Source organism: Sphaerochaeta pleomorpha str. Grapes (genome assembly GCF_000236685.1).
GTDB lineage: Bacteria > Spirochaetota > Spirochaetia > Sphaerochaetales > Sphaerochaetaceae > Sphaerochaeta > Sphaerochaeta pleomorpha.
The window spans coordinates 2,619,525-2,632,962 of record NC_016633.1; the positions used below are offsets into that span (position 1 = coordinate 2,619,525).

Sequence of the window (13,438 nt, forward strand, 5' to 3'; positions counted from 1 at the left end):
ATGAAGCCACTTCTATATCCTTTGACTGAAGGAATGCAAGGTGTTTACTCATTGATTGGAGGGCAGTGTATGGATGTGATACGGAAAATAAGTAAGGGATTTGAAAAGTTTCTATCATGGATGGATGGTATTGCATCAATCTCGATTGCTGTAATTATGGTGTTGATCACTGCTGATGTGCTTAGCAGATTGCTGTTTAACAAACCTTTTGTTGGAACTGCCGAGATAGTGAGTAGCATTATCATCATTGTCTGTTTTTTGGAGATTCCCTACGTCTCGATGAGAAAAGGGCATGTCAGGACAACTGTCCTGTATGACATGGTAGGAAGAAAAGGGAAGGATATTATCGATATTGTTGCTTGTCTTCTTGGGATAGTTGCTTATGGATTAATAATTAAAGCAAGCTTTCCCGGTTTCTTGAATGCAATTGATATCAATGAGGCTGAAATTGCAGGATCTTTCCGAATTACAACGGTTCCAGGGAGATTTGCCATCATTTTCGGATCCGTATTGATGATATTGGAATTCCTGAATCAGATAATCAAGTACTCCTATGACCTTGTTACGGGAAAATCCAGTGAAGGTGAAGGAGGATCTAAATGAGTCCAATTGTTATTGCGGTTTTCTCGTTGGCTTTGCTGTTGATCCTAATTTTCAGCGGAGTACATTTGAATATCTCCTTGATGATTACCAGCTTTGCAACTGTTCTACTGTTTACCGGCAGGATTAATGTTGCAATGAATGTATTGTCCCAGTCTGCATGGGGTTCCGTTCGACAATACATGTTTGGAGTAATCCCTCTGTTCGTTTTGATGGGGATGCTTGCAAATCTGTCAGGGGCCAGTAGTGATTTGTATGATGCAGCAGCGCTTATGCTGAAAAAAGTACGTGGCGGTGTAGGTATTGCTACCGTCATTGCGAATGCTATCTTTGCAGCCATTACCGGGGTTACCGTTGCTTCTGCTGCAATCTTTACAAAAATTGCACTTCCTCAAATGAATAGATTGAAATATGAAAAGAAGTTCTCTTTGGGAACGATTGCAGGTTCTGCAATTTTGGGAATGTTGATTCCTCCCAGCTTGTTGATGATTGTATATGGATCTCAAGCTGATGTTTCCATTGGAAAGCTCTTCGTTGCGGCTATTGTTCCTGGGCTTATTATGACCTTTGCATTTATTTTGGTTATAGCGGTCGTAGGAAAAGTAAAGCCTGAATATATTCCTGTGGTAGAAGAACTCTCTGAGTTTGAAAAAGAAAATTATTGGAAAATTGTACTGAAACCTTGGCCGATTATTATGTTGATTCTTGTTACCCTGGGAGGTATTTGGGGAGGCTTTTTTACTCCGACGGAGGCTGGCGGTATTGGTGCATTTGGTGCTTTTGTTTTGGTACTCTTTAAGAAGGGATTCAATAGAGAAGAGATTTGGGAGACTCTCTTATCAGCAGGAGCTACCTCAGGGAGTGTTTTAATCCTTCTCATTTCGGCTTCCACCTACTCAAAAACACTTTCAATGTGCGGAATTATTAATTCGATAAGCTTCTTTGTTGAAGGTCTTACCATTCCTCCTCTTGGTATCATCCTGATTTTCATGTTCATACTCATGGTTCTTGGATGTATTCTTGACTCCACTTCAATCCTATTACTGACCACGCCACTGATGTGTCCCATCGTTCAGGATTTGGGCTATGACATGGTTTGGTTTGGAATCATCATGATTATTGCAATTGAGACTGGAATGGTTACTCCGCCGTTTGGCATGAATGTATTTACGGTTAAGTCCTCACTACAGGGAATTGAAGGGTATGAGGGTACTACGGTGAATGATATCTTCAAAGGATCGACATGGTATCTGATTGCAATTATTGCTGTTGATTTACTGCTGGTTCTTGTGCCAGTTCTTGTTACCTATTTGCCAAACAATATGTAAATAAAATTAATTCGTGAAAGGAGAAAAGTAAAATGAGCGAAATTAGGATCCCGATGGAAAAAACTGCAATTGTGTTGATTGAACCCCAGAATGATTTTTTGTCACACGGTGGAACGATGTTTGCACACATAAAAGAACAACTGGAGGAGAGAAACGTGATCGCCAATCTTCAGGATTTGCTTGCAAGTGCAAGAGGGAAGGTGGCAAAGATTTTCTACTGTCCGTTTCATCCGTTTGATGCTGGGTTCCCAGAGTTGAAGAAAGGTGGCCCTGCTTATGAAGGCCTTCGTGGAATAGAGATCGACATGGAAGCTGACTGGGGTACGGGTGCTTGGCTTCGGGGAACACCTGGTCCGGAAATCATCAAGGAGTTGACCCCACAGCAAGGCGATGTTGTGGTGGAAGGAAAGAAAACACTAGATGCATTCCATTCAACCGGCTTGGACTACTATCTGAGAGCCAATGAGATCGAGTATGTGGCGTTCACTGGTTTTCACACAGATTGGTGTGTTGAATCAACGGCAAGATCGGCCTATGACAAAGGATATCGGGTTATCGTTATTGGCGATTGTACTGCCACTGATACACAAGAGGAACAGGATTTCTGTGAGAAATGGATATTCCCTAAGATTGGTAAAGTCATGAATTACAAGGAATTTTTAAAGGCCTTGGTATAATTTTCATGCTCTGCTCGTAAATTTCTCGTATTGGTAGATCAAGGGTTAGGTCAATGGAACATTTTATACGGATGCTATCGTACCAACCCTTGATTTACATACATAGTTTACAGGTAACTATGGTTCCAAAAAACTGAGATCACACAAATATATTGGGACAACTTGGGAGAAGGTAAGTGAATAATGTAAGAATTAGGCCGATGAACACAGGCTTTGTAACAATGATTCCTAGCTTGTATCTGTATCATCATTCCGCCATCAAGTATTATCCGAATGCATCAAATAAAGAGGAAGATTTTCCAGTTTTCACCTATCTGATTGAGGGTGGCGAAAAGTTGGTCCTTGTTGACACCGGTATGGCTGACACAAAACGAGCAGATACATACCATCATCCAGGCTCATATCAACCAAAAGGAATGTCCATCGTAGAGCAGCTCGATACAATTGGATATAAACCCACTGATATTGATATAGTTGTATTTACGCATCTTCATTGGGATCATTGCTTCTATATGGAAAAATTTACCAATGCACAATTTATCGTGCATAAAAAAGAATATGAATTTGCCATGAACCCAATTCCTCTCTATTACAAATCATATGAGGCACCTGAATTGGGAATCGTCAGACCTTTTGAAGGTATTCAGATGACTTTGGTAGAAGGTGAGACAGAGATAATCCCGAACGTTCGGGTTTTTGAAACCCCAGGTCATTCAGTTGGCCATCAAGCAGTTGAGGTAGATACCAATACGGGTACCTATATCATCTGTGGTGATGCCATCTTTATCCTGGATAACCTGAAACCGATTCCGCAGATTCATTACAACATTACGCCTCCTAATAGATATGCAGATATCGTTGAAACCTGGCATAGCATTGAGAAGATCAAAAATCGGGCACAGAGTGAAGATAGAATCTTGACGTGTCATGACAGATCAATGCTGGAACGTGTGAAAGATACACCTGTGCTTGGTTGATTGCATAATAAGGAGGTTGTTTGTGACCATTATTGCTGTCATTGCTAGTTTTGATACAAAATATCATGAAGTAGCATATGTCCAACAACAAATTGAAGAACTTGGATGTACACCATTCCTAATAGACATTAGTACTGGGCCGAACCCTCCGTTGATTGCGATTACCGCAGATATCCCGAGAGATGATGTTCTCAGGATGGGAGGATCTTCTTGGGAGACCATCAAAAAATTGGATAAAGGCAATGCAATCAAATCTATGTCTGATTGTGTTTCCAAAGTGATATATACCTTGCATAGCGAGCGAAAGATTGATGGTGTCTTGGGTATGGGCGGATTGCAGAACACTATTATATGTTCAGCGGCTTTACGCCAGCTTCCCCTTGGGTTTCCAAAATTCATTTGTTCGACTATTGCTAGTGGTAACCGATATTTTGATACTGTTGTTGGAGATAAGGATATTACGGTAATGCCTTCCATTGTCGATTTCGCCGGCATTAATCCGATCAGTGAAGTCGTCTTGGCAAATTCTGTGGCAAGTGTAGTAGGAATGGTAAAATATGGAAAGCACGAAATTGATACGCATGGAAAGCACTATATAGGTGCAACTTTGATGGGCATCACAAATGATACAGTTATGCGTGCAATAAACAATTTGACTGTAAAAGGGGAAAATGTTATCAGCTTCCATTCCACCGGTATAGGGGGAAGGGTACTTGATTCACAGATTCGAGATGGCAACATTGCGGCAGTAATGGATCTATGCTTGCATGAAATGACAGCGGAATATTTTGGAGGCCTTGGATACAGCAAAGGAGCTAACAATCGTTTGCTTGCTGCTGCAGAGATGGGAATCCCCAGTCTCATTTGCCCAGGGGGAATAGACTTTGCCTGTCTGAGCAAAGAAGATTTTTTTGACGATGAAGACAAACGGGGTTTTGTATGGCATTCCAAGGATTATCTAACGCATACAAGGCTTTGGGAAAGTGAAATCCTCGATATCACAAGAACAATTATTCAAAGAGTCAATTGCGCAAAAGGGATAACAGAGATTGTGTTGCCTCTTGGTGGACTGAGAACGATGAGCAGACCAGGGGAGTTTTTCTTCAAACCAGATACTATCAAGAAAATGAAAGTGATTTTCGATGAAGAATTAAAACCTGAAATAGTGTGTAAAGCTTTTGATTTGAATTTTGATGATCCGGATTTTGCAGATATTTGTGCTAACGAAATGCTGGCTCTTCTAGAAAAGGGGGGACTACGATGATGGAAATCATCTCTCAGTATGCCGACCTTGTTGATTCTCTTATCCTTGCGGCAAGAAAAATGTATTCGTTCCGTTATGAAATGAGTGATGGCGGTAATCTGAGTATGCGAGTACCTGGGAAAGATTGGATGATCGTGAAAGGTACAAATGTTGCTTTCGATGAAATAGCCATTTCATCATTGGTAGTCACCGATTTTGAAGGGAATGTCATTGAAGGTAGCTGCAAGCCATCAAAAGAGTCTTTGCTTCATGGGGTACTATACAGTGCTTTGCCGCATGTCAATGCAATTATGCATTGTCACTCACCCTATGCCACAGCATGGGCATCTGATCATGATTCCCTTGCATTTTCAACGCATCATGCGCGGGAGAAATTGAACTTTTGCCCTGTGGTCGATACCCACTCATATGTTGTTCCCCGAGAATATTTCACGACGATTGTAAATCTGTTTCAAGAGAACGAAAACCTGAAATCTTTTATTCTGAGGGGTCATGGCCAAGTGACGGTAGGAAAGACGATGAGAGAGGCAGTGTATCTTGCAGAATTAGTAGAAGAGACGGCACAGATATCGGTGCTCTCCCAAGCTATGAAATATCACGATGAGAAAGGTTTTTAGTAATTTATAAAGATGCGTCCTTTGTGGTTGTTTTGCTGAAACTTCTTTACATATTTAAAGTTATGCAGATTTACAGTATGTAAGTGACTTGTTATAATACCTCTATGTTTCTGATGGCTTTTTATCAGTAGTGAATGTATTCTCTGCAGGTTATTCTGAGGAATTAAGACATTGATTATTTGGAGAAAACTATATTGGATACGAGATGTAGAAAATTGTTTTCTGATTGTTAGAGCTGAAGAGATATATCTTTCATGAAATACGGAGTATGAATATTGAGTATGAACCATCAAAAGATCCAACCCACGACAGTTGCTGATTCTGTCTACCTTCGGATAAAAAATGCAATCATAATTGGTGAATTGAAAGCAGGAGAACATCTTGTCCAGGAGGAGTTCACGAAGGATCTTGGCGTGAGCCGTACTCCCGTAAGGGATGCTTTCAGAAGACTCGAGTCAGAGGGGCTTGTGGTAAATAGACCATATTATGGTGCTACGGTATTTATGCCATCAAAAGAACAAGTCCTTGAGATATATGAAATCAGAATACTCATTGAACAATATTGTGCTTCGAGAACCAGTAAAGTAGCTACTGATGACGAACTGAAAACTCTAAAAAGTATTAACGACAGGATGGCGGAGGTTTCCCCTTCATCAAAAGAGTACATGCAACTTGATTTTGAGTTTCACAAGCATATCGGTGAGCTTTCCGGTTGTACAAAATCGACATTGGAAATTCTGGAAGGCCTCCTGAATAAAAGTAGCAGTTTCAAATCAATATACTATTCTATGGTCGGTGGATCGCAAGCAACCATCGCCATGCATTCTGATATCGTTGAGGCTTTATTCAATCGGGATGAAGAAGCAGTGAAAAAGGCCATAGCCGATCATCTAAACCATGTTCTCAATAGGGTCATTTCATCAAATATTCTCGTGTGAATTTGAATAGTCAATAGCATTGTTTTTTGGGGTTGGCAATTAGATATTATACTTTGCTAACCCCAATTCTATTTTTAAGCGTCCAATGGTCATTTTTACTAACGAACGCCTCTAACGATACAGGGTTCGATTCTTGCTGTCTCTGCCCTTCACTCAGCTCATTTTCCCCGAGGGGTTTGCTTTCCAGAAGAAGTGCAACCTCTTCTGGATACAGCTGGGATACCATCGATTCCCTTGAAACCTGTTAGGTGCTTTTATCTCTGCGCTGCAGTAGTTTCCGAACAAAGAATCCTCTTGAAGAGTTTAAGTTCGACTCAACTGGTTTTGCAACAGATGTCTATGCTGGGGTTGAGCAATGCGAGGGAGAATTACCTGGAAGCATTACGCTTCGTACTGGATACCCCGGAATACGAGGAAGTGAAGAGCAATCCGGAGATCTTGGCGATGTTGCCGGAAGCTCTGGGGGAGTAAATCCCGAGAATGTTCTTTTCCAGAAAGCCTCTGACCTAGATTCAGAGCATTCGCTTTATCAATATCTTTAATTAGGATGTATCAATAAAAGCTAAAGCGCTTTTTCTCCACCGTCCGCATGCAGTTCATGCCATTGGTCTGGGGAAACACGGCTTTCACAGCATCAAGAAACCAGTCAGACTGTCAATGCTTGCTATACATAGGTCCTTGACGCTGCGGTTTTAAAATATTCCAATTAATAACCATATTTCGAACAGAAATATAACCAAGTCTACGCTATCTGAGCATATTGAATAGCCATTAATACTTGGAATATGTCCTTCTCATCCTTGAGGAATAAAGTATACTTGTTATCATTATTTGTGAGGAATGCATGACAATGTTATTTGTCTCGGGCCTACGGGAGATTCCTGAATAAAGCAGACTACTCAGGACCAAGTATTGCAAGAAAGTTGCCAGGTTTTCCTACTGCTTTATAAATCTGAGGAGTTTTTCATGAATTATTTTGAAGCCACTTTACTTTCTATGGTGCTTATGTTGGCCATTCTAGTCGATGTTTTACGATTCCCGTTACTTAAAAAAGATCGGGGAAGTCTTTTTTTCGCCGAGTTGGCGATTGCCTACTCGATATTCCTTGTCATCACAATCCTAATTTGCCTTGGTAGAGAAAATATCATTTCGTATCCAATAGGAATAGGTAGAATTCTTTGGGCATTGCATTTTCTTTCTTTCCCTGTTTTATTGGGAATGTGGATGCATTTCAATGCAATAAATGTAATTGACAATGAAAAGCTTGTTAATTTGCTTTCTCTCGTCCATGCTATTCCTCTCGTGGTGCTTATTATAATTACTCTCATCGATATACCACAACAACGCTTTTACCCGTTCAATCCTGGATATGAGCATATGGCTCCGGTCATCGGCACCTACTACATGGTATCTCTATGCTTTTTTTTCTGTCTGGCAATGTTCCTTTCAACATTGGGGCATCGGAAAGAACTGCAAGGTTCCTTTCTGTTTATCTCAATGCTTTTGCCAATTGCTTTTACCATATCGTTCATGACCTTCTATGCCACACATATTCATGTCATGTTTGTCATGGTGAACTCCTTCATGATGGTGCTCTACTATCTTATTGGGCAGCGGGATTCAATTAGAGTTGATTCTTTGACAGGATTGCCTTCCTATACGCTCTTGAAGCGTAAACTTATCAGAATTTTTCGATTAAGATCTTCCTATGCAGTAATTTTCCTTGACATTGAAAATTTCAGATATTTTAACTCCCGATATGGCCAATTCCTTGGAGACCAAATGCTTGCGAAACTAGCAGAGTTTCTTAAGACTATAGGGAGGGCTAATGAGGTTTATAGGGTTTCTGACGATCAATTTTGCATTTGTCTTCCATCCGGTGCAGACGAAACTGCAAAAATTGTAACCGACCAAATAAAAGAAAGAATGAATCAACCCTGGGACCTTAACGGGAGGACTGTTTTCATTCAAGTCAACATGGCTGTAATCAACATACCTCAGCAAGCAGAAACTATGGAAGAGTTCAAACAGGCCACTAGCCGATTACTGCTTGAGATAAAAATGCTACGCAATAAATCGCTCATTATTTATACCCGTGAAAGTACAGTTGACCATGAACGGAAAATGAATATCATATCTGCACTACGTGAGTCCATCAAATTTACCGAACAGATATTGGTATATTATCAACCAATCTATGATGCAAAGACTGAACAACTCGTATCTGCCGAAGCTTTGATAAGAATAGATGATTTACACCTAGGATTCCTTAAGCCAGACGAGTTTATAACTCTTGCAGAGCAGACCGGATTGATTATGCAACTCACACAAATCATGCTTGCCAAGGTTTGTAGATTCATCAAACAAATTCCTGAAGAAAATTCCCCATTGAGCCATATCGCCATGAATCTCTCTAGCGAGGACTTCGAATCGAAGGTCATTGGAAAAACTTTGCTAGATATTATTGAACAGGAAGGTGTCAAACCAAAACGGATTGGGTTTGAAATTACTGAATCGGTGGTGTTGCAATCGTATGAAACGGTATCTGAAGTCATGGTCGAATTATCACTGAAAAAAATTGCCTTTGCTTTGGACGATTTCGGGACAGGTTATTCAAATCTTCGAGCTTTGATAGATCTACCCTATGATTATGTAAAGTTGGATAAAAGCGTAATTCATGCAGCCATGGCAAAGCCTTCCATGCTCTTACTATTGACAGAGATGCTTCAAAAAATGGGTAAATGTGTGATAGCAGAAGGCGTAGAAACCAAAGAACAGCTATCCATGGTAAGAAGTGCTGGTATTGAGAGGGTGCAAGGGTATTATTTTTCGAAGCCATTGGAAGAGGAAGTCTTCCGTGATTTGATTTTGCAAGCGAAATAATACTGATTGTATTACTATATTTTGATATTTCTCAGACCGTTTAGCATTGACTTTTTCCCCTTGTGCGATTGATTCGTACGAGTTAATGGGTGCGTTTCAATTCCTTCATTTTTCAGACTGCTGGCCAATATTTCAACTAGACACATGGTTATGGTGGGCTTTGTGAGCAAAACAGTTTCCCAAGGCGGATACGGTAGACTTACCTACAAGGAGCGGGAGTTTACATCAGAGGTGCCCCTTGCGCATGCCGGGGTGATGGTAATTCTTTCCGGACTTCCTGTTTGGACGGACTTTATCGACTTTGAAAGCATCACAAGTGATGCAAGGCTTCTGGAAACCTATGGGGAGGTACTGGTAACCGGGCAGGGAATATGGTTTTTCCCTCGGATATGACAAAATAAGTGGTTGATCCATTCTGAACACTTCATCCTTTCTAACGCAGATGATCAAATCGACTGCTGAGAAAGGGGGTAAAGTGTCTATACTCTGGGAGGTTCTGCGGATATCGAGGGGCAGGATAGGGGAAGTGAAATAATTCTTTTCCCTCAACCTATACAACATGCCAAGAAGAAGTGGTTTTGTTTTGTATTGAAAGGAACAATGTAACAATGAAGGTTTTTGGAAAATGTTCCCAATTCTCTGGGCCATCCAGTATCAAGTACTTTATTGTGTTGACTTTACCCTTAGGGCAAGGTGTACGTTAAGGATAGGTGCCAGAGGATTGGCCAAGAGGAGTATAATCCATGTTGTCTATCGGAGAATTTTCAAATATCTGTAGGGTTTCCACAAAGACGCTTCGCTATTATGCGGAGATAGGGCTGATTCTGCCTGATAAAGTCAACCCTGAAAATGGTTATAGATATTACTCTATTGGGCAATTGGAAACGATGCTATATATCAATCGGCTGAAAACGTACAATTTTTCTTTGGAAGAAATCAAGACCATACTTGAATCAGAAGAACTCCAGGACGAAAAACTCTGCTTGGCACTTACCAGAAAGAAAAATGAAATTGAGAAAAAAGAACAAGAAATTTCAAGAACGTTAGACCAATTGAGTAATGATATTTCAAGTTTGAAACAAGGCAAATCAATTATGTCCTATCTAAAAGGCATTGATATCCAACTTGTGGAAGTCTCAAGGATGTACCTTCTCTCTATGCGAAAAATGATTCAGGAATATGGTTTTTCTGAAGAATACAGCAATTGTTTTGGTGCCTTATTCAGAAAAATTGCAGATGACAATCTAACTGTAGCCGCTCCTCCAATGGTGCTTTTTCACAGTGCGGAATTTAGTCCACTTGGTTTGGATACTGAATTTGCCATTCCCGTAAAAGAGTATGTTACCGGTACAAGGGATTTTTCTCCGGGGCTATGCTTGAAGACAGTTCTCGTTGGTTCTTATTCTGGCCTCTCTTCCGTATACACCAAACAACGCGAATGGGCAGAAGGGGAAGGCTATGAATCCAGCAATGCCCTGTATGAAGTGTACGTAACTGACCCTTCCCAAGTTACCAAGGAAAGTGAGCTTATAACAGAGATTTATTATCCAGTCAAAAAGAAAGCATCAAATAGTTAGGCCAGAAAATATGATCACACAACTTTTATATAGTCATAGGAACCAAGAAAAAATGCTTGGGTGGAAAGGCATTCTGTGATAAAGGGAAAAGCATATGAATCAAGAACAATTTGTAGCGTTGGAAAAGGTAATAAACAAGGATTATAGCAATATTGCAGGCATAGTTGTGCTGAAAGACGGCCAGACGCTCTATGAGCATTACTTTAATGGATGCTCAGATACTAGCCGGATCCATGTCTATTCAGTGACAAAAAGTATTGTTTCCCTATTGATCGGGATTGCCCTGGATAAGGGATGTATCAAAAGTCTCGACCAGAAAGTATTGTCTTTTTTCCCGGATTACCTAGTTAAAAAGGGAGAAAGAACAATACAGAAGATTACTCTTGAGAATCTGATGACAATGACAGCTCCGTATAAATATAAACACGTTGTTCCTTACGTAAAGTATTTCACAAGTGATGACTCGGTAACGTTTACGCTTGATTTACTGGGAGGTAGGGGACAGATAGGGAAATTTAGATACACCCCCCTCATAGGGCCTGATATTTTGTCAGGTATTCTTGTAAAGAGTACCGGGCAATCCGTATTTGATTTCGCGACAGAAAATGTCTTCTCGCCACTGGGAATTACTGTTAAGAGTAATGTGACTTTTCATAGTAAAGAGGAACAATTTGCATTCAATAAAGCCAAGGATATCAGCGGTTGGGTTGCTGACTCGACTGGCGTGAATACAGGAGGATGGGGGCTTACTCTCTCTGCTATGGATATGGCAAAGATAGGCCAGTTATACTTGGATGGCGGAATGTGGAATGGAAAACAAATTGTTTCAGTGAAATGGATCAACGAGAGTATAAAAGAACATAGCCGATGGGAAAAACTCAATCTGTCCTATGGTTACTTGTGGTGGCTTATCGATGAGAAAGAGCATGCTTGTGCAGCTATGGGAGATGGAGGGAATGTGATTTATTTCAATACACAGAAAAAAATAATAATTTCCATTGCTTCTACGTTTGTAAAAAATGCAAAAGATAGATTGGAACTTATAAAGGAACATATTGAACCAATATTTGAGGATTGAAGAGTATGGCAAGCTCCCAAAGCCAAGGCAATTCTTGACAGTAGGTGAGAGGGTGGGACTTCTTTCTGTTCCCTTCGGTTTTTCCCTTGTCCCAACGGTGAGGCCGAACTCGTTTGGTATGGGCAGGCTGACCTTTAGATATCTTGAAGGGATGGCATTTCCCAAAAGTTTTTGAGGGTAGGTAAAATGTGAAGGATTAAAGTGTTGCGTGTGAGAGGCTGTCGTTAATCTTCCTGTTTTTACCTTTTTGGAGAAAAGAACTGCATAAATCCAAGTAACCTAGAGGGTTTTCTTACAATATATGCTTGGTCTTTTTTCTGGTGGTTTCCCCTTCTTCGGTGTATCATCTTCCCTTGAGGAGCTGTTCTCTACATGAATGCAATCAAGGATACTCCGCCCTTTTTGGAACTCAGGGATGTCAGCAAAACCTATTATCTTACGAAAAGCCATACAGTGCAGGCTGTAGACTCTGTCTCTTTCTGTATAGGACAGGGTGAATTCGTTACCCTCATAGGACCCTCGGGGTGTGGCAAAAGTACGACGCTGCGCATGATCGCAGGATTTCTCAAACCCACCCAAGGGGATATTCTGCTTGAGGGAAAATCTATCACTTCCCTTGGCCCTGAGCAACGAAACATCCCCATGGTCTTTCAAAACTATGCACTTTTCCCCCATCTGAACGTTTTTGAGAACATAGCGTATGGTTTGAAGGCGAGAAAGTACTCAGAAGATGCCATCGTTCACGATGTAGCCATGATGTGCCAGATGCTGAATCTTGTGGGTATGGAGACTCGGTTTCCTGATGAGCTATCCGATGGGCAACAACAACGAGTGTCCCTTGCCAGGGCTTTGGTCATAAAACCCAAGATACTTCTTTTTGATGAACCTCTGTCCAACCTTGACGCACGGCTAAGAATCCAGACGCGGGCGGAAATCAAACGCATGCAACAGATTCTTAAGATTACCGTGCTGTATGTAACACACGACCAACAGGAAGCCCTCAGCATTCCCGATAGGGTAGTGGTCATGCACAAAGGAAAAATCATCCAGCAAGGAAGACCGAGAGAAATCTACAACAACCCCAAAACCCCCTTTGTTGCTGATTTTATCGGAAATGCCAACTTTTACGAGGCTTGTGTCGTTTCCGTTGAACCATCCTCCGTCTTGGTTGCCCTGTATGATGAAACTTTCAGTGTTCCCCTGACGCAATGTGACCACCTGCCCATCAAGGGCGAAAGGATACTGCTTTCCATCAACCCAATCACCATTGCACTTTCCGACTCTCGTGAGGCCTTAGGGGAAAATGGGTATACCGCCATTGTTGAACAGTGCCTGTTCAACGGCCAATCCTTCGAGTATACAACTACGTTTGGCGATACCAGTCTCAGGGTCCTGCACCCGAATATTCGAGGTGATGCCCTGGAATATGCTACCGGTACCCCAGTGATACTGACCTTTCATCCCGAGACGTTCCATGTATATAAAATCAAGGAGTAGTC

Annotated in this window: 13 protein-coding genes; all 13 read left to right on the top strand. The window is 41.2% G+C overall.

The window, feature by feature from the left end; genetic code table 11:
* The first annotated feature begins 69 nt into the window (after nucleotides 1-69).
* The 13 genes from SPIGRAPES_RS11925 to SPIGRAPES_RS11990 all read left to right on the top strand — a co-directional run bounded on the left by SPIGRAPES_RS11925 (nucleotide 70) and on the right by SPIGRAPES_RS11990 (nucleotide 13,436).
* Entirely contained in the window at nucleotides 70-603 is a 534-nt protein-coding gene (locus SPIGRAPES_RS11925; RefSeq protein ID WP_014271002.1) for a TRAP transporter small permease subunit, read from the top strand.
* Complete coding sequence (locus SPIGRAPES_RS11930) at nucleotides 600-1,928, top strand: TRAP transporter large permease (RefSeq protein WP_014271003.1); 1,329 nt, start codon at nucleotides 600-602, stop codon at nucleotides 1,926-1,928. Before SPIGRAPES_RS11925 ends, SPIGRAPES_RS11930 begins: the two co-directional genes overlap by 4 nt.
* A gap of 32 nt (nucleotides 1,929-1,960) precedes the next feature.
* Nucleotides 1,961-2,605, top strand: coding sequence for a cysteine hydrolase family protein (locus tag SPIGRAPES_RS11935; RefSeq protein WP_014271004.1), 645 nt, complete (start codon nucleotides 1,961-1,963; stop codon nucleotides 2,603-2,605).
* Nucleotides 2,606-2,781: 176 nt separating this feature from the next.
* On the top strand, nucleotides 2,782-3,582 hold the full coding sequence (locus SPIGRAPES_RS11940) for an N-acyl homoserine lactonase family protein (RefSeq protein ID WP_014271005.1): 801 nt from the start codon (nucleotides 2,782-2,784) through the stop codon (nucleotides 3,580-3,582).
* A gap of 22 nt (nucleotides 3,583-3,604) precedes the next feature.
* Nucleotides 3,605-4,846 (top strand): Tm-1-like ATP-binding domain-containing protein, encoded by a 1,242-nt coding sequence (locus SPIGRAPES_RS11945; RefSeq protein ID WP_014271006.1) that lies wholly within the window; start codon nucleotides 3,605-3,607, stop codon nucleotides 4,844-4,846.
* Nucleotides 4,843-5,463, top strand: coding sequence for a class II aldolase/adducin family protein (locus SPIGRAPES_RS11950; protein ID WP_014271007.1), 621 nt, complete (start codon nucleotides 4,843-4,845; stop codon nucleotides 5,461-5,463). Before SPIGRAPES_RS11945 ends, SPIGRAPES_RS11950 begins: the two co-directional genes overlap by 4 nt.
* A gap of 281 nt (nucleotides 5,464-5,744) precedes the next feature.
* A complete protein-coding gene (locus tag SPIGRAPES_RS11955; RefSeq protein WP_014271008.1) occupies nucleotides 5,745-6,401 on the top strand; it encodes a GntR family transcriptional regulator in 657 nt (218 codons plus the stop codon).
* 324 nt (nucleotides 6,402-6,725) lie between these two features.
* Nucleotides 6,726-6,872 (top strand): hypothetical protein, encoded by a 147-nt coding sequence (locus SPIGRAPES_RS17040; RefSeq protein ID WP_155816727.1) that lies wholly within the window; start codon nucleotides 6,726-6,728, stop codon nucleotides 6,870-6,872.
* Between the two features lie 495 nt (nucleotides 6,873-7,367).
* On the top strand, nucleotides 7,368-9,284 hold the full coding sequence (locus tag SPIGRAPES_RS11965) for a GGDEF domain-containing phosphodiesterase (protein WP_014271010.1): 1,917 nt from the start codon (nucleotides 7,368-7,370) through the stop codon (nucleotides 9,282-9,284).
* Between the two features lie 162 nt (nucleotides 9,285-9,446).
* Nucleotides 9,447-9,677 (top strand): hypothetical protein, encoded by a 231-nt coding sequence (locus SPIGRAPES_RS11970; protein WP_041384660.1) that lies wholly within the window; start codon nucleotides 9,447-9,449, stop codon nucleotides 9,675-9,677.
* A gap of 350 nt (nucleotides 9,678-10,027) precedes the next feature.
* Nucleotides 10,028-10,861, top strand: a complete 834-nt coding sequence (locus SPIGRAPES_RS11975; protein WP_014271012.1) for a MerR family transcriptional regulator — start codon at nucleotides 10,028-10,030, stop codon at nucleotides 10,859-10,861.
* 94 nt (nucleotides 10,862-10,955) lie between these two features.
* Nucleotides 10,956-11,939 carry a serine hydrolase domain-containing protein gene (locus SPIGRAPES_RS11980; protein ID WP_014271013.1) on the top strand — a complete coding sequence of 328 codons (984 nt, stop codon included), beginning with the start codon at nucleotides 10,956-10,958 and terminating at the stop codon, nucleotides 11,937-11,939.
* A 372-nt stretch (nucleotides 11,940-12,311) separates the two neighbouring features.
* Nucleotides 12,312-13,436, top strand: coding sequence for an ABC transporter ATP-binding protein (locus tag SPIGRAPES_RS11990; protein WP_014271014.1), 1,125 nt, complete (start codon nucleotides 12,312-12,314; stop codon nucleotides 13,434-13,436).
* Nucleotides 13,437-13,438: the final 2 nt, after the last annotated feature.

Bases quoted from the DNA above. Each gene is read 5' to 3' on its own strand.
- SPIGRAPES_RS11990 (WP_014271014.1), top strand. From the start codon at position 12,312: ATGAATGCAATCAAGGATACTCCGCCCTTTTTGGAACTCAGGGATGTC.
- SPIGRAPES_RS11935 (WP_014271004.1), top strand. From the start codon at position 1,961: ATGAGCGAAATTAGGATCCCGATGGAAAAAACTGCAATTGTGTTGATT.
- SPIGRAPES_RS11980 (WP_014271013.1), top strand. From the start codon at position 10,956: ATGAATCAAGAACAATTTGTAGCGTTGGAAAAGGTAATAAACAAGGAT.
- SPIGRAPES_RS11930 (WP_014271003.1), top strand. From the start codon at position 600: ATGAGTCCAATTGTTATTGCGGTTTTCTCGTTGGCTTTGCTGTTGATC.
- SPIGRAPES_RS11955 (WP_014271008.1), top strand. From the start codon at position 5,745: ATGAACCATCAAAAGATCCAACCCACGACAGTTGCTGATTCTGTCTAC.
- SPIGRAPES_RS11925 (WP_014271002.1), top strand. From the start codon at position 70: ATGGATGTGATACGGAAAATAAGTAAGGGATTTGAAAAGTTTCTATCA.
- SPIGRAPES_RS11950 (WP_014271007.1), top strand. From the start codon at position 4,843: ATGATGGAAATCATCTCTCAGTATGCCGACCTTGTTGATTCTCTTATC.
- SPIGRAPES_RS11975 (WP_014271012.1), top strand. From the start codon at position 10,028: ATGTTGTCTATCGGAGAATTTTCAAATATCTGTAGGGTTTCCACAAAG.
- SPIGRAPES_RS11965 (WP_014271010.1), top strand. From the start codon at position 7,368: ATGAATTATTTTGAAGCCACTTTACTTTCTATGGTGCTTATGTTGGCC.